This window comes from Mucilaginibacter sp. KACC 22063, assembly GCF_028736115.1.
In the GTDB taxonomy this organism is placed as follows: domain Bacteria; phylum Bacteroidota; class Bacteroidia; order Sphingobacteriales; family Sphingobacteriaceae; genus Mucilaginibacter.
In genome coordinates, this window is sequence record NZ_CP117877.1 from 3,643,560 (window position 1) to 3,666,274 (window position 22,715).

Sequence of the window (22,715 nt, forward strand, 5' to 3'; positions counted from 1 at the left end):
GTGTAGCTTCTAATATTGTTAATTAACTGTATTTTAATTAATATGTTTTACACATTGTTTGTTTTAAATACTTAAAGGTTAATTAATTAACCATTCAAGCTCTTCTGTGTCCTGCTTTTTAATAACACTGATGGTATGTCCTTTTTTAAGCTCGCCGGATATGATATATTTTGAAATAGGCCGCCTTAACCTGTTACGGATAACACCAGACAATTGCCTTGCACCGTATTTGGGCGTAAAGCCACCCAGCGCGAGCATTGATTTTGCTTCTTCACTAATATCAAACCCGATTCCCATTTTGCTAAGCGACTCAACAAGGCTTTTAAGCTGAATATCAAAAATGCGGACAACGTTTTCTTCAGAGATTGGGGCAAATGGCACAATTTCAGACAAACGCGCCAAAAATTCGGGCCTGAAATGCCTCGCCATTACCTCCATTAACTGGTTTGATGTTGGCAGGTGACCTTCACTTAATTGAGATGCTATCCATTCGCTGCCGATGTTTGATGTAAATAAGATCAGCGAATTAGAGAAGTCGCCTTCTTTGCCTAAACGATCATGCATGTGACCTTCGTCCAATATCTGTAAAAATATATCGAACACAGAAGGATGTGCTTTTTCAATCTCGTCAAACAGGAGCACTGCATAAGGCTGCTGGCGTATTTTGTTTACCAACAAGCCACCTTCTTCATACCCTACATATCCCGGAGGAGCGCCGTAAAGCAATGCCGCCGAATGCTCTTCTTTAAACTCAGACATATCAAAGCGGATCATGGCTTTTTCATCATTGAATAAAAAGTCCGCTATCGATTTTGCCAACTCTGTTTTACCAGTACCGGTAGGCCCAAGTAAAAAGAACGAACCAATAGGTTGGCCTTTTTTGTTAAGCCCGCTCCGCGATTCAAGTATCGCATCGGCAACTGCCTTTAATGCCTGATCCTGACCTACCACACGTTTTTTCAGGAAGGCTTCCATATTTAAAAGCCTTTCTTTTTCCTGGGCTTGTATCTTGCCCATTGGTATGCCGGTTTTATAGGATATAATGGCTGCTACGTCCTGCTTATCAACTTCGTTTTTCTTTTCTTTAGCCAGTTCTTTCAACTGCGGAAGGTTTCTGTTAAAGTACTCCTGAAACTCTTCAACCGTTTCAAACGCGTTTACCTGTGTCTCGTCTTCCAGTTTACCTAAAAGTACCGCACTGGTTTTATTCTGCATCAGGTTATACAACCACTTATAATCAGCCACTGTTGGCTCTTGCTGCACTTCTTCAAGCTTCTGATCAAGTTCGGTAAGTGTCATTTCTGATGTATCATTCATCAGCCTGATTGCTGCCATCGTACGATCCATCAGGTCAAACGCCGAATCGGGCAGCCTGCGGTCTTTCATATAGCGCTTAGCTAATCGCACACAATCCTGCACAGCTTCGTTCTCAATCTTAAGGGTATGATGTTCCTCATAATAAGGCACCAGCCGCTCCAGCATTTTAATGGCGGTATCAATATCAGGTTCATTCACCTGCAACACCTCAAAGCGGCGGCTGAATGCCTGTTCCGGCTCTATGATCTTACGGTATTCATCAATAGTTGTGGCACCGATAACTGTTATTTCTCCACGGGCAAGCTCGGGTTTTAGCAAGTTGCCTACGCCGCCGCCAATCGGCCCCTTATTATCTAACAAGGTGTGAATCTCATCAATAAACAAAATGGCTTTGTCATATTGCTTTATCTCGCGCAGAATGTTTTTCAGGCGGTCTTCAATTTCCCCTTTGTATGATGCACCGGCAATTAATGAACCCAAATCAAGTTCGAAAAGGTTAACATTTAATAACGATTGCGGCACCTGGTTATTTACAATATCCAAAGCAAAACCATCAACCAGCGCAGTTTTACCCACACCTGCATCACCGGTGATAATCACATTTGGCTTATTACGACGGCTTAATATCTCCATTACCATGCGCGTTTCACGGTCGCGGCCAATAATGGGATCAACCTTACCCTGCCTTGCCAAATCAGTACGGTCAATACAATACTTGAATAATGCCCCGGTCGACTTTGCATTGCCGGCCTGCGCACCTGCCCCTCCCTCATCTGAAGGCGATACGGCATGTTGTACCTGCTCATTATTAAGGTAAAGATCCAGTATCTCTTTTTCCTTTACAGGGAATGACTTTAGCTGATTAGCATCAAAACCTACGTTAGGTTTTGACAAAGCAACCAATACACACACAGGCGTAATGCTATCTAAACCTAATTTGATGCGCACATTGTCTGCTTCTTCAAAAACCTGCTTCACAGCATCGTTTCCAAGCATTTCATCCGGCACGGTGATCGATTGCGGATAGTCTTCTATCCGAACGTCGGCCCAGTCATTCACATAGGCCGCGTCTTTACCAATGGAGCTCAGGAAACTTTTCAGCCCCACTTCCTGGTGCATCAAACCTTTCAGTAAGTGCGCAGGCCCGAACTCGCGGTGATGATATTCTTTTGCAAGAGATTGCGCTACCCTTACAGCTGTTTTTACAGAGTCACTTAGATTGATAACGCTCATATTATTGCCAGTTGCTTTGTGTTACGTAATAATATGTTTTACCGTTAGAGGTAAAGTGCTGCTGTATAAGCGCTTTTTGCCTGATGTTGTTACGACAACGGATCAAGTAATTGATATATCCTTCAAATGCTGATTGCGGCATATCGCCCTCATGTTTCAGGTCAACCACCTTATAAGTACCAAACTGAGGCGCTGATGGCGGTATTAAACCGGTCACTTTCTGCACATAATCGCTCAGCAGCATTTGTTTAATGTCTGATTTAGGGATATCAAGATCCAGGTTTTTCTGAACGATACTCACATAATTTTTAAACAGTTTTTTCCGGTAACTGCCTGCATCCTGTTGCAGGTTTTCGCCGATCATCATAGAAAGAATATCTGACAATTGCTTGTATTCCTGCTCGTTCAAAATGGTCAGGTATTGCAATTGCTGTGGGTGCTCTTTCACAAAGTTGGCAGGCAGGTCGGCAACCATATAATATTTAAAGCCATTATGCGGCAGGTTATCACCTAATGAATCTGGTACAGGTTGCCCGAATTGCGACATCACCACCGGAACCACATATTTGTGTTCGCGGCCTGTTAAGCGGAAAGCGCTATCAAGCGAACGGGTTTGCATCTTGATGTCTGTCTGTGTTTCCATCATCAAACGTTTTAATGATGCCTCCATCAATTGATTGGTTTTAACCACACCTTTTGGCGGGAAGATGACCGCACCCTGTATCAAACTATTTTTAGGATAGTCCAGGTAAAAGGAAATTGAATCAGAAAGTGAGGTATTGAATTGCTGACTGTTACTTAAACCTTCACCTACTACCATTCTGCTCTTCTTACGTTCTGCAAGCAACGCTGCTGATTGAGATACCAACTTACGTGACTGAATTACAAAATCGTTGTAGATCGGATTATAATCACTGTAAACCTGTATAGCTAAAATACGCGCATCGGCTGCGGCAATCTGATAAGACAGATCGTTCATGGTATCAGCATCGTAAACGCTATTACCTGTACTGCCAATCAGCACAATTAAATTAGTTTCATTTTTGTGGCCTTTAAAAAGATTTAAAGAAGTACGCAGTCCGTCAAATACCGGCTGGCTGCTTACTGAAGGGATACAGTTTGCTGTAACAGCAGCCTCCTTGTCAAGAAAACGGACAACCTGTCTGTAATCTCTACTGAAAGGCTGCTGGTTAACACCTCCTACAGAGCAGTTGTTCTGGCTGCGATAAACCACCGCTGCATAATTGATGCGGTTGCCCATATTGTAGTTGCTAAACACATTTTCAAACGACTGTATGGTACCGGTAAGCCCCGAAAAATAGTTACGCATGGCACTACCGCCATCTACAACAAACACTACGTTAATTTTACGGATATTTTTACGGATGGCCAGGTAATCATTATAAGATAAGTGACCGCCTTTGATGTTGATAATGCTGTTATGCGATTTATCGTAAACATCTGTAGCTAAACCTACCTGTATGTTACCTGCATTATTTCCTGCTCCTGTATAATCAACAACCGGAAGGCTCCTTAAAACAGGTTGGTCCGGGTCAATTAACGGATCAAAAACAAAACGGGTTCCGGGTCCGACAAAACGCAACGACTGATTAATAGCTGCCGAAACAGAGTCGTCAGCATCAATGTCGTTTTTAACAGAGCCAATATATAAACGGTCGCCCCATAGGTGTACTGCATCAGCAGGTACCCAACCATAGATACTGCGTGCAGCGCTGTCAGGTATTAGCTGCCCGTCAGACCCTACAAGTAAATTGCGACCATCAGCAGACTTTTTATAAACATATAACAGCTGGTTGATAGCCACCTTTGTTTTTTTATGGTTCATCTCGGGCGAGGTAAACACATTTAAAGAGTCGGTACGGTCATAATAAACCTCCGGGTTAATCAGCGGCCCCTTGCCAGACACGATAGTTACGGCTTTATTAGGGAAGCCGTTTTTACGGTTCACATAAGCAGATTGCCACAGCAATACCTTTGATTTGCTGATCCAGCCGTAGCTTTGTGCCGATTTTTTATTGATCAGTTTACGGCCCTGTACCATACCTGGCTGGTATTTGATCAGTTTTAGGTATCCGTTCTTTTCCTGGCTTACATAGAACGGCTCCATAAACTTAAGCTTTTTCATTACAAGCGAACCGCCCGGAGCTGTGTAAGTATCATTTTCATCACGGTCAGAGAAAACGATCCATGGCAGATCAGTTGATTTTCCATCGTCACTAACGCTGGTTTGATATTCTGGTTTTTGATAGGCAGATGGTAGTGTTGCAACCTTTTTGCTGATAGACACAGGCGACTGTGCATTGGCAACAAAAGTGACACTTATAAAGGCTGCGAAGAGATAGGTTATATTTTTCATAGCAGAAATACGATAGTAGCTGAATTATTTAGTACGTTTTATACCCGGCCCTGCGGTGGTTGAATGTTGTTTAACAGTAAGCAAACTTGAGCAGCTTGATTTTGGCTTCAGGGTAACCTGCGCTTCATCAATACTGATACCGCCACCAAAGGTGAGGCGCATACAGTACGAATAAAAGTCGGTCTGTTTCTGTTCACCGTTTGCTTCAAGATTAACGGTCACTTTTTCGTCGCCGCAGAAATACCTGTTCACCAGGTAATAGTACTGGCTGTTAAAATCGGCGCCGTTGGCAATAGCCTGTAAATGCGCGCGGATATCATCCACCACCTTGCGCTCTCCTTCTCCGGGTGTAACAATTGCATTTACGGTTGAGTCGGGGTTGGTGATGAGTATTTTATGGAATACCGGGTGGCTGGTGTTATCTGTATTCAGTTTTACAAAGTAAGTACCCGGGTTATGATAGGTGTACAAGGCAGTAGGCCCCTTAACATCTACGCGGCCTGTCTCGCCGAATGACCATTCATAAATGCGTGCCGAGCCTTGCGCCTCGAGCCTTACCTCTTCATTAACTATACCCTGGGTTGGCCCGTTTATCGTGAGCAAGGTATCTTTTACAGGGGTAGCCACTGTATCTTTTACATCAATTGGGAATTGCTGCTGCAACTGGCCATCAACCGTAACCCTTACAATGTACGCACCCGGCTTTTTAAAGCGATAGGTACCGTTTTGTGTGGTTGAATGATCGCCGTTACCAAATTCCCACCTCCATGCCTTTGCACCGCTGGTGTTATCAGAGTACACGAGGTCCTCATTTAAATAAATTTCGTCTTTTAAAATTTTGGCGTTAATAGTTCTTTTTTCAAAAAGCGAGCTTTTGAAAAGAAAGATAAGCCCGGCCAATAACAGGATACCAACTATTATATACAGTAACAAATAGTTTTGCCTGTTGGTGTTTACCGGCCTGCCGTTGTTGTAATCATCTTGCATAGGTTAAGTTGTTTTAATTAAAGGATCGGATTATTGCCTGGATCCCAGGCTCTGTTGCAGTTGTCGGGTTGATAATTTACAGTCATCTAAAAGTTTATTAAGACGGGCTATATCATTGTAATTGCCCCGCAATTCGCGCTTATCGTAAAAAAGGCTCTCATGTATTTTTGACGCGTATATAAAGCACTTATACCGGCTATCATAAGGGTGGCTGTTATAATATGACCTTACAGCGGTAATGGCATTTTTAATATCGTTTTCAAGAAAAAGCGCCTGCACATTTGGGTTAAACTTAACAATGTGCGTGTAAGTAGTATCAATGGTTGGCTGTGCCTGGGCAACCGTACTTTCAAACTGATTTTCTTCCTGCAGGCGTTTTGCAAATTCATTTTTTGAAATATCAGTATCGTTGCCATAATTGTAGAATATAGCAGTACACAATACCCCTGCGGTGAAAAGAAAGAGCACCAGAAAGAAAAAGAATTTTTCGCGGCGTTCTTTTAAGCTAAACTTCATCATAACTTATTATCTTGAAAAACCTCTAAGCTTGTTTATAGCAGTATTATTTGTTTTGTTGCATGATTCGAGCTGCGAACGCAGGCTTTCTATCTGGAATCTGGTCGTAAACAGCGAATCCTTGATATTTGCAGCTGTACTGATGTTATCGCTCAGCTTTTTATATAGTTCAAAACTTTTTAAAGGGAGTGGGTTTTGCTGAAGACGGGCCTGTATCTTCAGGTTACTTTCCTGAATATCATTCAGCAGCAGGCTTTGGTTGTTTAACTCTGCCGAATTCATTTTGGTGTACTGCGATAATTGCTGTAAACGCAGCAGGATGATATCAAAGTTATTGTTGATATCATTTCGTACAGATATCAGCCTTTCAGACTCTTTAACTTTCTTGTTTAGCAGCACTACCTCTTTGTTAGCAGTAACAAAGAAAAAGTAGACTGTTAAAATGCTAAAAAGCAATAATGTGACAAAGTATGCAATAAAACTAACGTACGCATTCCGCAAATCGCGGCTATTTACCGGCTTCATTTATTATCTTGTTTAAAAGCTTAAGTATCTTATAAAATCCTCAGCACGAGCGGGTATTTGCCAAATAAGGTTTAGACCCAAAAGCTATCTGTAATTGCTTGTACAAATAACTTTTTAACCTACACAACGCATTAACAACTATTTTGAGAAATTTTTGTTTACAGATTATTAAAACTTAATGCAATTATTTCACATTTAATAAACCGATGGCTGTACCCCTCTACAAAAAACCCTTTCGGATAAGCAATATATTTCAGGGAAATGACCTTGATAAACAGGACATTGGCGCATCAATTTCGCAATATCTCGAGCTGATAATTTTCACCCGTTACGGCGAACACCGTTACATGCCTGACTTTGGCTGCGAGATATGGGACCTGGATTTTGAGCTGATTGTGAGTGAAAGTACATGGGAAGAAAAGTTGCGCCAATCATTATTACGCTCTATCAACAAATACGAAAAGCGTATTTATGATGTCAACATCGATGTACACATTAAAGAGGTCACCAAATTTTATCCTTTAAGAAACGTAACCGAGATCAAAAAACAAGTTGAAATTGTAATAAGGGCAAAAGTTCAGAAAACAGGTGAAAACTATTTTTTTTCAACTGCCCTCTTTTTAAGTCCGCTATCTGCCTAAACACTATATGACTACTACACTATTTAACAGCAAAGAAGAAATAAGGGCGCGCATGCTGCGCAATGCCGTTGACTATTGGGGCCTTACCAATGTAAACGATATGGATCCGATGGTAAAGCTTTTAGTAGAAGCTTTAAGTACTGAATTGTTTAACGTTTCAAATGATGTAAAAAACCTGGAGAACAGGATCCTTAATAAAATATCGCGCATACTGGCATCTGATTACCTTACTTCTGCCCTGCCTGCACATGCCGTACTAAAAGGGCAGCCTGTAGAAAACACAGAAAGGCTCACCGTTAAGAACCAGTTCTTTTATCGTCAGCCGGTCACAAATACCTCAGGCTCGCGCGAGGGTGATAATACCGATGTATTTTTCTCGCCCGCAGGTGAGATAGATCTTTACAATGCCGAGATAAGGTACACCTGCAACGGTACACACCTGTACGAATATTATGATCAGCATAAGAATGTATTACTGAATACCCGGTCTGATGCCTATCCCGAGTCAAACACCTTGTGGCTTGGTATAGATTGTGCCCCCAATTTAAACACCCTGCAAAACCTGTCTATTTTTACCGAATGGCCATCTTACTCGGCAAATGATGACTTTTATAAGCTTCTCTCTGTTGTTAAATGTTACTTAGATAACACGGAGATGGAAACAGCGCCAGGCTTAATTTATAAAGAAGACCTGGATGGCAACAACAAACCTGTTTTTTATGAGCAGAACATTATAAACCTGATCACCCGCGACATTAAACAATACTACCAGGACAGGTTTATCAGCTTTACAGACGAGCGGCTTAAAAACATAAGCTTACATAAGCGTGCATTTCCAGATGAGTTTACGCAGCTGTTTAATGCAGCAGATATCAGCAAATTAAAAACCTGTGTTTGGATAAAGCTTACTTTCCCGGCAGCAATTTCACCGCAGATCATTGACGAGTTGCAAATAGCGGTAAATTGTTTCCCGGTCATTAACAGGCGCTTGCACGAGCAAAAGTACCGCCTTAATGATGTGAACTACATCATCCCGATCAAACCGGCACAAAACAATCATTTCTTATCCGTAAACAGCCTGCATGATGACCGTAATGTGCATTATACAGAAATACCATATACCCAGGCAGGCAAAAGCCAGGAAGGAAGCTATTCGATACGTAATGGCGGTGCCGAACGCTTTGACGACCGCAGCGCACAACAGCTGATATCTTACCTGTTTGAATTACTGCGTGATGAAAAAGCAGCTTTTGCAAGCTATGGAAACGACTTTTTAAACGGCGTTTTAAAAACACTTGAACAAAACCTGGCCTTAATTGAGCGAAAAGCCAACACGGCTAAAGACAGCGACCAGCAGTCGTTCAATTATCTGATTGTAAAACCTGCCGAAAAAGCGGTAATGCTTTACCTGCAGTACTGGACAACGCTCGCCGCCAAGGCCAACAACCTGCGCCGTGGTTTACGCCTGCAGCAGTTTGAAATGTTAAAACTGAAAGCCGAAAGTTTAAGGTTAATGACATCAACCCTGGGCGGCAGGAATAACCTTGGCGCAACAGAACGTATACAAGCCTACAAATATGGTTTAACTACAAAAGACCGTATAGTTACGCAGGCCGATCTGGTTAGTTTTTGCCATTACGAGCTGGGCAACAAAATTACCGATGTTAAAATAAGTAAGGGTGTAACGGTTTCAAGCAACCCTAAAGAGGGTTTCCGTAAAACAATAGACATTCATATAAAGCCTTCAACTGCTGTTAAGCTATCAGATGCAGAATGGGATACGCTGTTGGGCCTGCTGCTTTCTAAACTTGAAAACAGAAGTGTGATCAACTCCAACTATAGGATATATTTAAACAACCGGTCAGTTGCCTAAATAAGTGGTAAAGCCCATGCAGGCATTGTCTTCGCCAAGGCCTAAAACAAACTTCTGGTAATCCGGGTCTACCTCAAATTTGGTAGTAGTGGCTGTGCCAAGCGGTACCAGGTAATTAAGCAGCACCTCCAGTGCTTCGGCGGCGGCAGTGCCGGGTAAAAAAGTAAGCATCTGACCCGATGTAACAGGCCCTATGGTGATCAGCAGTTCTTCTTCGGGTTCATAAACGCTGCCAGCAATAAAGTTTACACCAAGCGTACCGCTTCCTATACGGGTTTCCAATAATGCGCTTTGTGCAGCAAGTGTACTATTGATGGTCATGTGATATTCGAGCCTGAAATCAACATCGAACATAATGCTTAATACATCACTGATAAAGGGCAGGTTGTTCCGTTGTTCGTGTATCACAGGCAGTACATGCATCAGTATGATCATTTGCCTGTTGGTAAAACACTTAAACTCTTTCCACTCCGTTAAAAAAATATTTACCAGCTCATTATATTCGGTCTTTTTATCAAGGCGTATTTCATACAGCTCTATCAGTGTGCGTAAACGGTTAAGCTCGGCCTCAAAAGGCGCAAAAAACAAGCGGGCATTTTTTTCCTGCTCCCGTCGTTCTTTAATGTCTTTCACCATTTCTTCTTCGGTGATCATTACACTCGAAGCCGGTGGTTTATGAAACAGTCCTTCGGGCAGCATATCGTACAAACCTTCGCGGTTAACCTCAATCAGGGTCATGGTACGGTTTCTGTATTCAGACTGATAAGCAGACACTTCTGCTATCTCTTTTGCATAGGCTCGCTTCATCGGGCCTTTGGGCAAGATCATTATTTGTTCTGTATCGGCTGCACCGCGGTCAATTAAGCTTGCAGCAAATGCTGCGGCTTTAAAGTCAGTATCAATAAGATTAGGTTTTTTAGCTGCCATAATAGTACTATCAATATGCTTTTTATAAAACAATAACCCTATTTATTGGTAATTGATTAAACAATGTTCAAAAAAATTTAAAGAGCATTTTTTACAGACCTAAATTTAATATGGACGTTAAATCGTTTTTTATCCGCTATCTGCTGTTTCCGGTAATTTTTGTGGCCACCACCGCAATAATGGCTATTATTAACAAAAAGAACCAGATTATTAACAACAAACGCCTTATTGTAACAATGCTGCTAACGGGTATTGTTTTAGGCATACCTGGTCTCTTAGGATTTCTTGACCTTCAGTTTATGCCGTGGGGGTATATCTGCTGCCAGATATATTATCTGATCATAGGCATTGTGTTTGTCTGGTTAGCCGGCACACACTATGAAAAAGAACTGATTGACCGCAAAGCTTTCTTTTTTATTTGCAGCTTAATTTGCTGCCTGCTGGGCATGTTTCTGTTTAAGCTGGGATTTGACTGGCTTAATGATCTTGAATATGGGCTATGGGCCTCCACATCGGTATTGGTATTTTTGCTACCCATGATGTTCTGGTGGGCGTACATCGCTTATCTTAATATTCCGCTTGAGATTTACAAGGTTTGGCAGTATCCGCTTTACCCGGATGATATCAACATGGAACACCTGGACTTTGACCGCCTGCTGGTGTTGGAAGTAAACATGTACAAAAACACTGACGACAGCGAGCCGCTTAAAGTAAAAGCCAAAGCGCCAAGAAACATGAACTTTGGCCAATGGTTCCAGAAGTTTATTGACGATTACAATCTTAAATTCCCGCAATCACCAATTGAATATCAACTGGAAACAGGCGAATCATTTAAGTGGATATTCTACATTAAGCCAACGTTTTTTGCGCAGCGCAATTTCATTGACCCTGATTTGGACATAGAGCAAAACAAGATCACTGAGAAGTATGCCATTTTTGCAAAAAGGGTATCTGAGGTTGTTAATGCACCTGAACGCACAGGCGACGAAGCCGTTTATTTATAATTAAAAGATTTTTAGCATGATCATTCCTTTAAAATACAAAGCCGTTAACTGGGTTGATGGGATGAAGATCTCAAGCGACCATTTTGTTAAAACCGATAACTTTATACAGGATATTGCACGCGACGGCAACTCTATCAGTTTAAATAATCAGAACTTCGGTCTTTTGCCACCATTTAATGGTGAAAAAACATCGCTTGATATTGTAATTGCAGAGCGCGCCTCTAATAACCTACAGGTAAAAATTAAGCAGTGTAATGCCGTAACTGCCGAAGGGTACCGCATCAGTATATCACCTACCTCTTTAGGACAGGAATATACCTTTGATCATTACTTCAGTGCAGAAACAGCGCCGGATGCCGTTGAAACTTATTTTGTGATACTGACCGTAAACCCGCATGAGCGTGTAGCATCGGGCAAGCCTGATGCCGAAGAAACACCTTTGCGCTATCCGGAAGTGGAAAGCGGCTATAGCATCACCGTGTTGCCTGCATCGCAGATCAATTCAAAAAATAACAACTATCTGGAAGTAGGCAAATTCACAAAAAGCAAAGCAGGCATACAAATCGCTTATGATTACATTCCGCCTTGTACAAGTGTATTAAGTCACCCTGAAGTGATTAAGTATTACGAGATCTTCAGCAATCAACTGAATGAATTTCAGCTACTCTCTTTCCGTATTATTGATAAGATTACCTCAAAAGATTCGATATCTCCTATCGGTAAAAATGTAAAAATGCTTTGCGACAAAATGCTGGACTATGTTGCAAGGATCTATTTTTCGTACCGCAACATTGCTTTTAACCAGCCCCCGATAGTTTTAGTAGGATATTTCTCTGAAATGGCGCATATCTTTTTCAGTTCTATTAAAAGCATTGCCGGTGCCGAACGCGAAGAGCTGCTTAAATATTTTTATGAATGGAAAGATGTAACGCCGGGCAACTTTGAAGAGCTGTTAGCACGCCTGATTGAGATTGTTTACAATCATCATGATATACGCAGCTCGCTTACAACGGTTGACGAGTTTATGCGCGTGCTGATTGCTTTATGGAACAAATTAAGCACCCTTGAATATATTGGCCAACGCAAAGAAAACATTGTGGTTGCCGAGCAGCAAGTGGTGCAGGCTGTACAAGCAAAACGCACCTGGACATTGTTAGACTAAATAAATCAACACCTAACAAGAAAGGGCCTGTAAGTTACAGGCCCTTTCTTAATTTATAACGGTTTTTGTGGCTACCAGCCACCTCCGCCTCCGCCACCTCCGCCGCCACCGGATGAACCACCGCCATCACTACCCGAACTCCAGCTCGAACTTCCCGATGAGCCGCTCGAAGAACCGGATTCAGAAACAGGTAAAATATTTACGGCATTATAGAACGTGGTTGGGATATGGTTGACGAATACATGGTACCCGCGCTGGTCGTTATACCAGTCAGGATCGTAGTTCGCTGCACTCAAAATACTTTCAAATTTTGCAGCCCAGTCATTTTCAACATCAAGCGCTACGGCATATGGCAAAAATCTTTCAAAAACTTCCGGTGTACGCTCAGGCGCGTTAAGTATGTTCAGCCGGTTTTCTTCAGCTGTTTTAAGGTACATTTTAAACCCTTCTATCATACTCTGCGCCTGTGCACCTAAAGCTGTATACCTGCCTATGTTGAAAATATAAAGCAGGTATAATGCTAAAATACTAAAGGCCACAATTACGGGTATAGGGGGCAATGCGATGCTGATATTGATCATGGAAAACAAAGGAATACCGCCGAACAACGCTCCAAAAATCATCAGGATTAACCCCGATTTATTTCCTCCTTTTACATTACGAAGCCCATACACCAAAGCGAGGGAGCCGAAGCAAATAAAAGGTAAAAAGAACAGCATCATTAATGCAGAGGTATAACCTGCTGCTATGAAGTAGATGATCAAGGCAATAACAGAGCCTACACCTGACAGAATAGCCTGTTTAAGATTACTTACATAATAATCACTTAACTTCAATTGAGCCTCAATGCTTTTAGTAAACAACTTACGGGCATTAAAAAACGTAGTTGCATTTGATTTAGCGGTACTTATGCTATCTCCATCTTCAAACAAACCATTAAACAGGGTTTGTTCTTCGTCAGCAAGTTTGCTGCGGTCATTAGTTAACTTATTAAAAGTATATACGCCCTGCTTTTTTTCATCGCCATCTATTTTGATGGTCTTTTTAATCGCCATGTTAATCATGGCGGCGGCGGTAGCTTTATTGTCGGCACTTTTTTTATAAACATAGCGCAATACAGCCGGCGACCAATCATAAGGCACCCTGAAACTTGGTATAACGGTTGGCTTTTGTACATCACGCCCATATTTGCTCCACAAAGTATAATATACTACTGCCGCAATTATCACCAGCAAAACACCCGCAATAATGCCTAAATAGTCGTTATATAATTGCTGCAGCTTACCCGGCCTTTTAATGATACCGCTGGTGAAAGCAACTGCAATAGTAAACCCTTCGCCCGGTGCCAGGCTATGGTTTGTTGTAAATGTAACGGAGTGATCAGCATTTACACTGTTTTGGCAATCCTGCGCTTTTGAACCTTCCATGCCGGTGTAGCAGGATGTATTTCCAGAAACCGAACTGCCTGGCGGCCAGATAGTAGCAGAAGCCTTTTCTATCTCAAAGTCCCACTTATTACCGGTAACGTTCCAATACAATTCGTCATAGTTATCAAAGAAACCCACGTGGCCATGACTTTCATAAACAATGGTATAATCGTAATCACCCGGTGTAAGTTCATTAAATGGGTCTCCTACATATATTTTGCGGTTATTATCTTCTTCTTCGGCTTTGTAATCAACGGTTTTATCGTCCTGTTTTACTGATACAATTTTAAAATCAACTTTCTTTTGGTTCCCTAAAACATCTTTACGATAAAGCGGTATAAATCTTACAATACCATGTTTTATGGCATTACCATTGGCATGCACACGAATATGCTCTGCCACGGTAACCAATCCTGTGGTATCAATGTGTATGTCTGAATGGAAATTAATAATACGCTCGCGCGTTGTATCAGACTGGGCCATTACCTGCACAGACAGCAGGCAAAGGAATATTTGTAGTATTCTACGCATCGGCAATTAAAATGTAACGGTTGGGTTTTCTCTTTCCTGCTGGTTATCCAGATTAAAGAAGGCGCCTTTCTCGAAATGGAACCTTCCTGCAACTATATTTCCCGGAAAGGTTTCAATAGCTACATTGTTTTCGCGTACGGTACCGTTGTAATACCTTCTTGATAGTTCGATATCATTTTCTATAGCGTTGAGCTGGGCTTGTAAATCGCGGAAATTTTCATTTGCCTTCAGATCAGGGTAATTTTCTACTGAAACCACAAGCTTACCCAAAGCACGGCTTAACTCGTTTTCGACACTGGCCTTTTGATCAATATTGGCTGATTGTATGGCCTGTGTGCGCAATGTTGTTACCTGTTCAAGCAATTCTTTTTCATGCGTGGCATAGCCCTTAACTGTATTTACCAGGTTAGGGATAAGGTCATGCCGCTTTTTTAAAAGCACATCGATACCGCTCCAACCCTCCTGCATCTGTGTGCGTTTACGTACCAGATTATTATAGATACCTACAATAATAATGGCGATGATTACAACGAAACCAAGAAGAACGTATATGAACATCATAAGCAGAAGATTTTTTATATGTATGAGAGATTATCTGATTACTGTAAGTGGCAAGCCAGGTGCTTTTCTGTAAAACAAAAACGGCAGTTGATACTCCTCTTTTTCTTTCACATTTTCGAAGTATAAAGCAGGTTCATGATTAGGTTTGATTAATGTAACCACTTTACCACCTCCATAAAAATGCATTTGTGCAGATTTATCATCAAACTTTACCTCCATGCCCGGCTGTGATATATAATCAATCATCTCCTGCCAGTCATCTTCAGATTCTTTTGCGTTGGAGTAAATTGCTTTGTCAACCTCGCTTAGCTTAACTTCATATAACTTACGGAATGCAGCATAATCTTTATTCAGCAGGATTTGCCTGATACGTGCGTAAGCCTGATTAAGGTCTGACCGTATAGCAGGATCATGATTTAAAGCCATACCTGCCGACCAGCCCATTAATTGATAAGGCACCTCTGCTTTAAAACTAAACTGTTGTTTTAACTCTAACATAGGTGTTTGTGTTTCTATTTTAACAGGCTTAAACTCGGCAATAACGGTTGACTGGCGTAAGTTTAAAACTTCGGCTACCGCTACCTTAATCTCTAAACTGCTGTTTTCGCTTAAATGATGCGTACCGGCCATTGGCCGCATTACGTAGGAAAGGCTTTGTGTACCGCTGTGTAAAATCAGCTGATTTATAGGCACCTGGCTGGTTAGCGTACCTGTATCATCATAACTGTAAGCGGGCATATCGTTTATTAAAATATCAAACTTGCAGGCTACCCCTTTAAAATCAATTACGTAATATGGCTGATGAAGTATCGGCATAGTTATTTGTTACTTAGACTGTTTATTGCTTTGCAAAAATTTCTGAGCGTTTACAAGATCTGGCTCAACGCCATTTTTCAGTGCTGATAGTGTTGCAATACTAACGAATGAAGACACTTGTTTACCATCTTTGGGTGAGGTTACCTCGCTTGACATAAAGCGTATAAACAATGTTGGTGTTTGCCAGTAATAAGCACGGGTATCACCATTGTCTTGTAATTTAGCTGTGGGCTGTTTATAATGTGCAATAAGTGATTTAAGCACCAGGTTTGTAGCTGCCGTTTTCTCTGTTTCGGCATATATTGATGAAACAATATTATTTTGGGCACCAACCTTTACCGCAAATTCCATATTTGCACCTGCATAGGTAATTTTAGATCTATCTTTAACCTTGTAATGTACAATGCCATGTTCTCCGCTTACTTTCTCTACAGGTATGCCTTTAAGTAGCGTTTCAGCATTTTCATCAAATTTAACAGCAGCCAAATCTACTTTTTGCGGAGCCATAGTACAGTTAACATTAATAATGAATAAACAAATTAGTGCAAAAATATATCGGTTCATAAGTTTAGTGATTTATATAGAAGTTGTCTTTATTAAATTTCACACTTGCAGGTTTAAGCACGGTTAAAGGATCCGGGCTTTTATCAAATGTTTTTTTCATAACGCCATACTTAATACTTCCTTTTAAGACTATAGTAACAATAACGCCTGCAAATTCGGCACGTGGTAAAATATATATGCCTTTTTGATCAGCGCCAACATCTACTCCGCCAGTTACACCTGTTGATGCCTTAGCGCTTGCCTCACCTTCAGCCGCACCTTGTATGCCAATGGCTGTAAACTCACCTTTAGCATGCGCTTTAAGCAATAGATCAACAGTTATTACACCTAAAGCTGATACTTTACCCTGAGTAAGTTTAGGCTCATTAACGTTTATTTGCGTTTCTCCGCTTATTTTAATATCACCGCTCAGTGTTAAAGAAAACTCCAGGTCAAGGTGTTTTTTCGAGTGCTCCCTAAGCCATGTGATGATCCGACCTATAGCTGGCGATATAAATTCGGCACCTGCCTGGATCAGGTCAATTTTAAATTCTGCGCCAATCAACGGATCAGCGCCAAACTTTAATTCAACAATAGTAGCGGCCTTACTTACATCACCATCTGTTTGTTCATCCCGGTACCAGCCTATAGATGCAGCTATAGCGGGCGATTTTATAGTTAATGAAAAAGGAGTCCTGTTACTTACCTCGGTGGTAATATCAGCTACTAATTGTTTAATCTTTACAAAAGTGGCTAAGGTTTTGCCAATTTTTTCACAAATCTTTTTACCATATTCAACACTCTGCTTTTCCTTATCCCACTTTGCCTTTAAAGAGAGCTCGAAGCTTTGGGCCATTTCTCCCCAGGCATCAGCCATACCTGCATCTACTGCTGAACCTATCGCCTTTTCACGTGCCTCTTTTAATTCATACTGGTTTAATTTATTAGAGTATTTAAATGCAAATGGCGCATCGTGGTTCCACTTAAATTCCAGTTCCCATTTAATATCAGGATAAACTAAAAAATTGAGCTTGCGTGTATAACGGCAGCTATCTAATGATAATTGATAAACCTGCGGTTTTATCATCGGCGGCCAGATGTACATAAATGGATTAACATTAATGGCGTTAGAAATATCTGCCATTAACTGTAATTCTACTTTACCGCCTTTTATGGTAAGATCTGGCTGTGGCTTGTCGTCTTTTGTAACTTTAGCCACATTTTTTTTGTGCGTACTGTTTTTTACCAGGCACTTTTCTGTATGATAATCTTCTAATGCAACACTGATCTTTTTAATATTATGAGCTTCGCCTGCCACTATCTCAAAATCCTTTAGTTTTGCAGGCACAGGCGGTTTCTCACTAAATACTTTCAGGGTCCGACTATCCTCGGTAATGGTAATCGCCGTATACCGGCATAGTTCATACCGCTTATCATTTACTTCCTGCTTACCTAATTTTACAGGGCTGAGATTTAAAGGCGGCTCAATTTTTTTATTACTGACCTTGTTTTGCACTTTAAGGTATACAGCATGTAAGTCCTGGTTGCGCGAGTCTTTAATATAAGCATTGCCCAGTTTTACCTTAATGTAAAAGTTTTCAATTGGTTGCAACCAATCTATCTTACCCCTCCAGGCAAATGTGTTACGTATTAGCAAATTCACTTCGCCATTTATACAAAGCACGTTATTATAGGTATAAACCTTTTTATCGTCGCCCAATTGCTGATTGTATAACTCAACTGACAATGTGCTGCCGTTTAAGCCTTCGGTTTCAAGGTGCAAAAATACCGGATCACCATAACTTATAGGATCGCCGTTTTTAATATTATCACCATCGCGCGTGGTGCGCCATTGCGAACTGGCAATAAGCGGCTTACAATAACCTCTTATCAGTATACCACTATGGTGAATGTTGGCTGCATTAGCAGATGAAGATGCTTCGAGCAAAAACACAGCCTGGCCACTATATTTTTTATTGATGTTAATCAATACCCCCGCAATGCCATTAAATTTCAGAATGACATTATTACGCTTAACATCTTTTAATAACCAGGTTACATTATTTTTTTGAGCCTGCGGAGTGCCGGGGTACCACTCTGCAACTTCAAATTTAGTTTTCTCCTGGGCAGGAACTACAATAAGGGAATTATTACCTGTCATGTAAGTAGTTCCGCCGGCAAATTTTATTTTTTTTACTCCGGTTTCCGGCATGGCTTTAAGATAAGGTTATACCATCTGCATTAAACTCAGGTTCGGTTACCTGTTTACTATCAACTGCCGGATTAAGCGACTGCATTACCTCCGGCTGTGCGTTATTAAAATTTTGCTGGCCTACCTGGGCAATTTGCCCGTGATTAATAAACTTAACAGATTCGGGGCCGCCAACGGCACAGGTACCGCTGCTGTCTTCCAATAATATTTTACCTCCGTTGGTAAGTACGGTATGGTCATAAAACCCCTTCCACTCGGTAATATTTACCGTGCAGGGATTATTATTTTTTTTAGAACAAGACCCGAAATTATTTTTCTCGAAAGTAGTGCCAATATCTTTTGTACTGGCCACAGGTTTCTTTACGCCATCCTTATCGTTCACAAACTCTTGCGTGTGCGTATTAACCTTTAATTTATCAGGGGTGGTGCCAAATTTACATTGGCAAACTGCACCTTGTACAACTAAATGTTTTTCGGCCATTTTGAGCGGTTTAGTTAATCAAATAAGCATCTATATAGAACTCCACAGCAGAAATTATATTATTTTCCGAACAAAGATTCCATGAACTTTGAAAAAATACCACCTCCCTGCTTATCATCTTTTGATGTATTTTCCACTAAAATATGCTGCTTATTTGTTGTAATATTTTTGTTCGTACTGTTAACTAAGTTTACCTGAAATAACTTTAAATTAAATGATTTTGTTTCGATTAACTGTAATGTCCAATTTGAAATAGCGGCTTCAATCAGATTGTATTGCGGGTTAACAACGTAAAGGCTCTCATATTCACCTGTGGCCGAAGCAGAATCAGGCTGCTCAAGTTTGCTTAGGGAAAAGTTAAGCCCCTGCTCAAAATCTTCTACAGAGCGGTCGTCATTAAGCTTACCGCTGTGGCTAATCTCAATGGCACCAAAACTGTTTAATTCGGCATTTATAATTTGTTGTGCCGCATAGGCAGCCTGTAAAGCCGTGCCTGTAAACGGAAGCATGACATCTTTATTTACAGTCAATCTCGGTGAATAAGATTTATACAAACCATTAAAATAAACACTTATAAACGGATCTTTCGACATGGTGGTATTTACACGGGCTTCACCGCTCATAGCCTCATCCATCAGTTTAATATATTTTAAAGCGGCATCACCAATAAAATATTCAATCAGGTATTCCCTTTTAGCCAACCACCTTTTATGAATGTCCTTATAATTTGTAACCCTTGTAAATTTCCCGTTTCGATCTGTTTCAATATTCAACGGATAAAAAACCTTTCCGGCTTCATAAGCTAACTGCTCAGCCAGCAGATCGGGCGTAATACCATTTATATAGATATCACCTACACGATCAATCATAAAGTGCCCGGTACCCTGTGGTGCAGATTTAAGCTGAGTTATTTCTAACTCATATTTTATTTCATTGCTTACTTCGCCGTTATTTACAGTAAAAACGACACCATATTTTATAGGATAATTTTCGGGTTTAGCTTTGTAGGGAAGCGTATAATCCGAAGATAAAAGTACTCGGTTTTGAGAATTGGCTTTCTCTTCCTGGAGCTGCATAGTTAGATATATTGTGTTTCGGCTAATGATTGGTAACAACCAGAAACCTGTTACTGTTTGCTGCAACTTAATTTATCATAGTTGTAGCGAAGCACATTTCGTTAAGTTAACGGTCGGCGGGCTGCTTGTCTTTTTCTAAAACAGTGAACTTTATTTTAAGCGTGTTTCCGCCTGCATCAACAAGTGTAAGTAAATGTTCGCCGGGCGGTGGGCTTATGGCCATCTGATGAAAATCTTTGGTTTCGCCTAAATATTGATCGTCCAGATGCCAGAAAATCTTAGTACCATATTGCCGGTGTGCTGCATTGCAAATCATCCGGCCACGGGTACCATCTGCCTCTAAGGGCACATAAACTTTTGCACCACTCTTCGGATAGATCAGCTCCATCGGGTTACCTTCATCTTCACCGCAGCCATTTTTAAATGGTGGTAAACTATGGTACTGGTAGTTCCTGCTTTTATAATAATACTCCATTGATGGCGGCAGCACAAACCAGCTTTGGTTTACGATCTCGTCCGCCGGAACACAGTCTGCAGTTACCTGCCAGCTTTTTGTTTTATCGAGGTGTACCAGCTGATGATAAGGGCAAACCGGGGATTTTAACCCGGGAACAGGTATCCACATGGCTTCTTTATCATTACAATACCTGCCTGCCCTGTAACCGCTTTGTTTACACACCTCCACCTTTACCATGTCTTCATAAGGCTTATCAAACCAGTCGCGGGTAACAGGCAGCAGCCTGAAAATTTCAAATAGCACCGGGGCGGCGGTATTAATACCGGTTAAACCGGGGCGGCCTTCGCCTGTTGTGTTACCCACCCATACGCCCACCACATATTTAGGTGTAATGCCAATAGCCCAGCCATCTCTGAAACCAAAACTTGTACCTGTTTTCCAGGCCACGCGCTGTGTAGAACCAAACTGCTGCCAAAGCATTTCCTCGCCGGGCCGCATTACCTCTCCCATTGCTTCCAGCGTATAGTAAATAGACCCTGCATCGAGCAAGCCCGATTTCTCTAATTGCGGGGTGCCACGATGTACTGTTTGATAAACCGGTTCATGATAATCATCCGGATTGTATTTGCCGTTATATTTTGGATAATGGTTTAGCACCCTTGCCATATCTGCATACATACCGGCCAGCTCCCAAAGCGTACTTTCACCCCCGCCCAGTATCAGTGATAAGCCATAAAAATCGGCAGGTTGCTTAAGCGTTGTTGTACCGGCTTTTTTCAGAAAATCATAAAAACGCTCATATCTGTATTTTTGCAGCATCTTAACGGCCGGTACATTTAACGACCGGGCTAATGCCCTTGAAGCGGGTACAGCACCATCATAGCCTAAATCAAAGTTTTCGGGCTGGTAGCCTGCTATCTGCGTAGGTATATCGGGTACAATGCTGTTAGGCAGCAACTGCCCGTCGTGCAGCATAGCGGCATATAATAAAGGCTTAAGCGTACTGCCGGGACTACGCGGCGCATCAATTACATCCACGCTGCTTTCCAGCGATGGGTCTTCGGGGTGATAGACGTTACCTGCATAGGCCAGAGTGGCACCGGTTTCCACATCCAGCACAATGGCTGCAATATTATTGATATGATTAGCGCTGAGTACGGTATGATGCCTCTCTATGATTTGTGTAACCTGCTGTTGCAGCTCCAGCCTTAAGGTACTGTTAACACGGGTATCTGTTTTGTCGGCTTGTTTATGGTCTGCTATAATACGTGCCAGCATGTGCGGGGCATAAGAAGGCAATGCGACAGGTTTATCAGGTACGGGTTCTAACTTGGCAAGGTCAGCAGTACTGCTGTCAATAACTCCGGTTCTGCATAATTTATCTAACAACCTGTTGCGCTTGCTTAACAATATCTGCCGGTTTTTACCGGGGTGTACCAGCGATGGTGAATTGGGTAATACTGCTAATGCGGCCATCTCTCCCCACGAAAGTTTATCCGGGCTTCGCCCGAAATACCGCCACGAAGCCGCATCAAGCCCTACCACATTACTACCGAACGGCGCGTTGCTGGCATAAAGTGCCATAATCTTCGCTTTACTATTGGTAAGCTCTAACCGGGTAGCCATTACCATTTCTACAAATTTATACCACATGTTGCGCGGATGATGCGTTGCCAGCCTGATCACCTGCATGGTAATGGTGCTGCCGCCGCTGGTAACGTGCTTTGACCGCAGATTTTGACGCAATGCACGCGCAAATGCTAAAAGGTCGACCCCGAAATGATGCTCGAAACGTTTATCTTCAAAGGCGATAATGCATTGCTTAAATTTTTCGGGCACTGCGGCATCATACGGAAAGCGCCATTGCCCATCTGTTGCAATTGATGCACCCAATAAACGGCCCTGCCTGTCATTCAATACGTATGAGGTAGGCGCATTGAATAAGCGCCGCGGCAGACAAAATAAAAAGACCAGGAAAAGGGCAAACAAAACCCCGCCTGTAATACGGAAAGTTCTGCTTGCCCATAAGCGTTTTAAAAAACTCATTTC

General features: G+C 41.7%; 18 protein-coding genes. 4 read left to right on the forward strand and 14 right to left on the reverse strand.

Annotated elements, in window-relative coordinates:
- Nucleotides 1-78 precede the first annotated feature (78 nt).
- The 5 genes from PQ461_RS15750 to PQ461_RS15770 are packed head-to-tail and all read right to left on the reverse strand — an operon-like array spanning nucleotide 79 to nucleotide 6,955.
- Nucleotides 79-2,550: an ATP-dependent Clp protease ATP-binding subunit gene (locus PQ461_RS15750; protein WP_274206489.1), complete on the reverse strand. Its 2,472-nt coding sequence runs from the start codon at nucleotides 2,548-2,550 to the stop codon at nucleotides 79-81.
- Nucleotide 2,551: 1 nt separating this feature from the next.
- On the reverse strand, nucleotides 2,552-4,927 hold the full coding sequence (gene tssR, locus PQ461_RS15755; RefSeq protein ID WP_274206490.1) for a type VI secretion system protein TssR domain-containing protein: 2,376 nt from the start codon (nucleotides 4,925-4,927) through the stop codon (nucleotides 2,552-2,554).
- 24 nt (nucleotides 4,928-4,951) lie between these two features.
- Nucleotides 4,952-5,914 carry a PKD domain-containing protein gene (locus tag PQ461_RS15760; RefSeq protein WP_274206491.1) on the reverse strand — a complete coding sequence of 321 codons (963 nt, stop codon included), beginning with the start codon at nucleotides 5,912-5,914 and terminating at the stop codon, nucleotides 4,952-4,954.
- Nucleotides 5,915-5,944: 30 nt separating this feature from the next.
- On the reverse strand, nucleotides 5,945-6,433 hold the full coding sequence (gene tssO / locus PQ461_RS15765; RefSeq protein ID WP_274206492.1) for a type VI secretion system TssO: 489 nt from the start codon (nucleotides 6,431-6,433) through the stop codon (nucleotides 5,945-5,947).
- Nucleotides 6,434-6,439: 6 nt separating this feature from the next.
- Entirely contained in the window at nucleotides 6,440-6,955 is a 516-nt protein-coding gene (locus PQ461_RS15770) for a hypothetical protein (RefSeq protein WP_274206493.1), read from the reverse strand.
- Between the two features lie 206 nt (nucleotides 6,956-7,161).
- On the opposite strand from PQ461_RS15770, the gene PQ461_RS15775 reads away from it, so the two are divergent.
- A complete protein-coding gene (locus PQ461_RS15775) occupies nucleotides 7,162-7,596 on the forward strand; it encodes a GPW/gp25 family protein (protein ID WP_274206494.1) in 435 nt (144 codons plus the stop codon).
- A gap of 7 nt (nucleotides 7,597-7,603) precedes the next feature.
- Entirely contained in the window at nucleotides 7,604-9,469 is a 1,866-nt protein-coding gene (locus PQ461_RS15780) for a type VI secretion system baseplate subunit TssF (RefSeq protein ID WP_274206495.1), read from the forward strand.
- Here the strand turns inward: PQ461_RS15780 and PQ461_RS15785 are convergent.
- Entirely contained in the window at nucleotides 9,458-10,396 is a 939-nt protein-coding gene (locus PQ461_RS15785; RefSeq protein WP_274206496.1) for a type VI secretion system baseplate subunit TssG, read from the reverse strand. The genes PQ461_RS15780 and PQ461_RS15785 overlap by 12 nt on opposite strands.
- A 110-nt stretch (nucleotides 10,397-10,506) precedes the next feature.
- Here PQ461_RS15785 and PQ461_RS15790 point away from each other — a divergent pair, with 110 nt between their 5' ends.
- Together PQ461_RS15790 and PQ461_RS15795 are read left to right on the forward strand one after the other, a co-directional pair.
- On the forward strand, nucleotides 10,507-11,400 hold the full coding sequence (locus PQ461_RS15790; protein WP_274206497.1) for a TssN family type VI secretion system protein: 894 nt from the start codon (nucleotides 10,507-10,509) through the stop codon (nucleotides 11,398-11,400).
- Nucleotides 11,401-11,416: 16 nt separating this feature from the next.
- Complete coding sequence (locus PQ461_RS15795) at nucleotides 11,417-12,562, forward strand: hypothetical protein (RefSeq protein ID WP_274206498.1); 1,146 nt, start codon at nucleotides 11,417-11,419, stop codon at nucleotides 12,560-12,562.
- 71 nt (nucleotides 12,563-12,633) lie between these two features.
- On the opposite strand, the gene PQ461_RS15800 is transcribed toward PQ461_RS15795, so the two are convergent.
- The 8 genes from PQ461_RS15800 to pbpC all read right to left on the reverse strand — a co-directional run bounded on the left by PQ461_RS15800 (nucleotide 12,634) and on the right by pbpC (nucleotide 22,712).
- Nucleotides 12,634-14,520 carry a DUF2207 domain-containing protein gene (locus tag PQ461_RS15800; RefSeq protein WP_274206499.1) on the reverse strand — a complete coding sequence of 629 codons (1,887 nt, stop codon included), beginning with the start codon at nucleotides 14,518-14,520 and terminating at the stop codon, nucleotides 12,634-12,636.
- 6 nt (nucleotides 14,521-14,526) lie between these two features.
- Nucleotides 14,527-15,081, reverse strand: a complete 555-nt coding sequence (locus PQ461_RS15805) for a LemA family protein (RefSeq protein ID WP_274206500.1) — start codon at nucleotides 15,079-15,081, stop codon at nucleotides 14,527-14,529.
- 30 nt (nucleotides 15,082-15,111) lie between these two features.
- Entirely contained in the window at nucleotides 15,112-15,897 is a 786-nt protein-coding gene (locus PQ461_RS15810; RefSeq protein WP_274206501.1) for a hypothetical protein, read from the reverse strand.
- Nucleotides 15,898-15,906: 9 nt separating this feature from the next.
- Nucleotides 15,907-16,404 carry a hypothetical protein gene (locus PQ461_RS15815; RefSeq protein WP_274206502.1) on the reverse strand — a complete coding sequence of 166 codons (498 nt, stop codon included), beginning with the start codon at nucleotides 16,402-16,404 and terminating at the stop codon, nucleotides 15,907-15,909.
- Nucleotides 16,405-16,465: 61 nt separating this feature from the next.
- Nucleotides 16,466-18,652, reverse strand: a complete 2,187-nt coding sequence (locus PQ461_RS15820) for a hypothetical protein (RefSeq protein WP_274206503.1) — start codon at nucleotides 18,650-18,652, stop codon at nucleotides 16,466-16,468.
- A 4-nt stretch (nucleotides 18,653-18,656) separates the two neighbouring features.
- Entirely contained in the window at nucleotides 18,657-19,133 is a 477-nt protein-coding gene (locus tag PQ461_RS15825; RefSeq protein WP_274206504.1) for a DUF4280 domain-containing protein, read from the reverse strand.
- A gap of 59 nt (nucleotides 19,134-19,192) precedes the next feature.
- Nucleotides 19,193-20,209, reverse strand: coding sequence for a hypothetical protein (locus tag PQ461_RS15830; RefSeq protein ID WP_274206505.1), 1,017 nt, complete (start codon nucleotides 20,207-20,209; stop codon nucleotides 19,193-19,195).
- A gap of 106 nt (nucleotides 20,210-20,315) precedes the next feature.
- Nucleotides 20,316-22,712 carry a penicillin-binding protein 1C gene (gene pbpC, locus PQ461_RS15835; RefSeq protein ID WP_274206506.1) on the reverse strand — a complete coding sequence of 799 codons (2,397 nt, stop codon included), beginning with the start codon at nucleotides 22,710-22,712 and terminating at the stop codon, nucleotides 20,316-20,318.
- Nucleotides 22,713-22,715: the final 3 nt, after the last annotated feature.

Bases quoted from the DNA above. Each gene is read 5' to 3' on its own strand.
- PQ461_RS15750 (WP_274206489.1), bottom strand. From the start codon at position 2,550: ATGAGCGTTATCAATCTAAGTGACTCTGTAAAAACAGCTGTAAGGGTA.
- tssR (WP_274206490.1), bottom strand. From the start codon at position 4,927: ATGAAAAATATAACCTATCTCTTCGCAGCCTTTATAAGTGTCACTTTT.
- PQ461_RS15760 (WP_274206491.1), bottom strand. From the start codon at position 5,914: ATGCAAGATGATTACAACAACGGCAGGCCGGTAAACACCAACAGGCAA.
- tssO (WP_274206492.1), bottom strand. From the start codon at position 6,433: ATGATGAAGTTTAGCTTAAAAGAACGCCGCGAAAAATTCTTTTTCTTT.
- PQ461_RS15770 (WP_274206493.1), bottom strand. From the start codon at position 6,955: ATGAAGCCGGTAAATAGCCGCGATTTGCGGAATGCGTACGTTAGTTTT.
- PQ461_RS15775 (WP_274206494.1), top strand. From the start codon at position 7,162: ATGGCTGTACCCCTCTACAAAAAACCCTTTCGGATAAGCAATATATTT.
- PQ461_RS15780 (WP_274206495.1), top strand. From the start codon at position 7,604: ATGACTACTACACTATTTAACAGCAAAGAAGAAATAAGGGCGCGCATG.
- PQ461_RS15785 (WP_274206496.1), bottom strand. From the start codon at position 10,396: ATGGCAGCTAAAAAACCTAATCTTATTGATACTGACTTTAAAGCCGCA.
- PQ461_RS15790 (WP_274206497.1), top strand. From the start codon at position 10,507: ATGGACGTTAAATCGTTTTTTATCCGCTATCTGCTGTTTCCGGTAATT.
- PQ461_RS15795 (WP_274206498.1), top strand. From the start codon at position 11,417: ATGATCATTCCTTTAAAATACAAAGCCGTTAACTGGGTTGATGGGATG.
- PQ461_RS15800 (WP_274206499.1), bottom strand. From the start codon at position 14,520: ATGCGTAGAATACTACAAATATTCCTTTGCCTGCTGTCTGTGCAGGTA.
- PQ461_RS15805 (WP_274206500.1), bottom strand. From the start codon at position 15,081: ATGATGTTCATATACGTTCTTCTTGGTTTCGTTGTAATCATCGCCATT.
- PQ461_RS15810 (WP_274206501.1), bottom strand. From the start codon at position 15,897: ATGCCGATACTTCATCAGCCATATTACGTAATTGATTTTAAAGGGGTA.
- PQ461_RS15815 (WP_274206502.1), bottom strand. From the start codon at position 16,404: ATGGCTCCGCAAAAAGTAGATTTGGCTGCTGTTAAATTTGATGAAAAT.
- PQ461_RS15820 (WP_274206503.1), bottom strand. From the start codon at position 18,652: ATGCCGGAAACCGGAGTAAAAAAAATAAAATTTGCCGGCGGAACTACT.
- PQ461_RS15825 (WP_274206504.1), bottom strand. From the start codon at position 19,133: ATGGCCGAAAAACATTTAGTTGTACAAGGTGCAGTTTGCCAATGTAAA.
- PQ461_RS15830 (WP_274206505.1), bottom strand. From the start codon at position 20,209: ATGCAGCTCCAGGAAGAGAAAGCCAATTCTCAAAACCGAGTACTTTTA.
- pbpC (WP_274206506.1), bottom strand. From the start codon at position 22,712: ATGAGTTTTTTAAAACGCTTATGGGCAAGCAGAACTTTCCGTATTACA.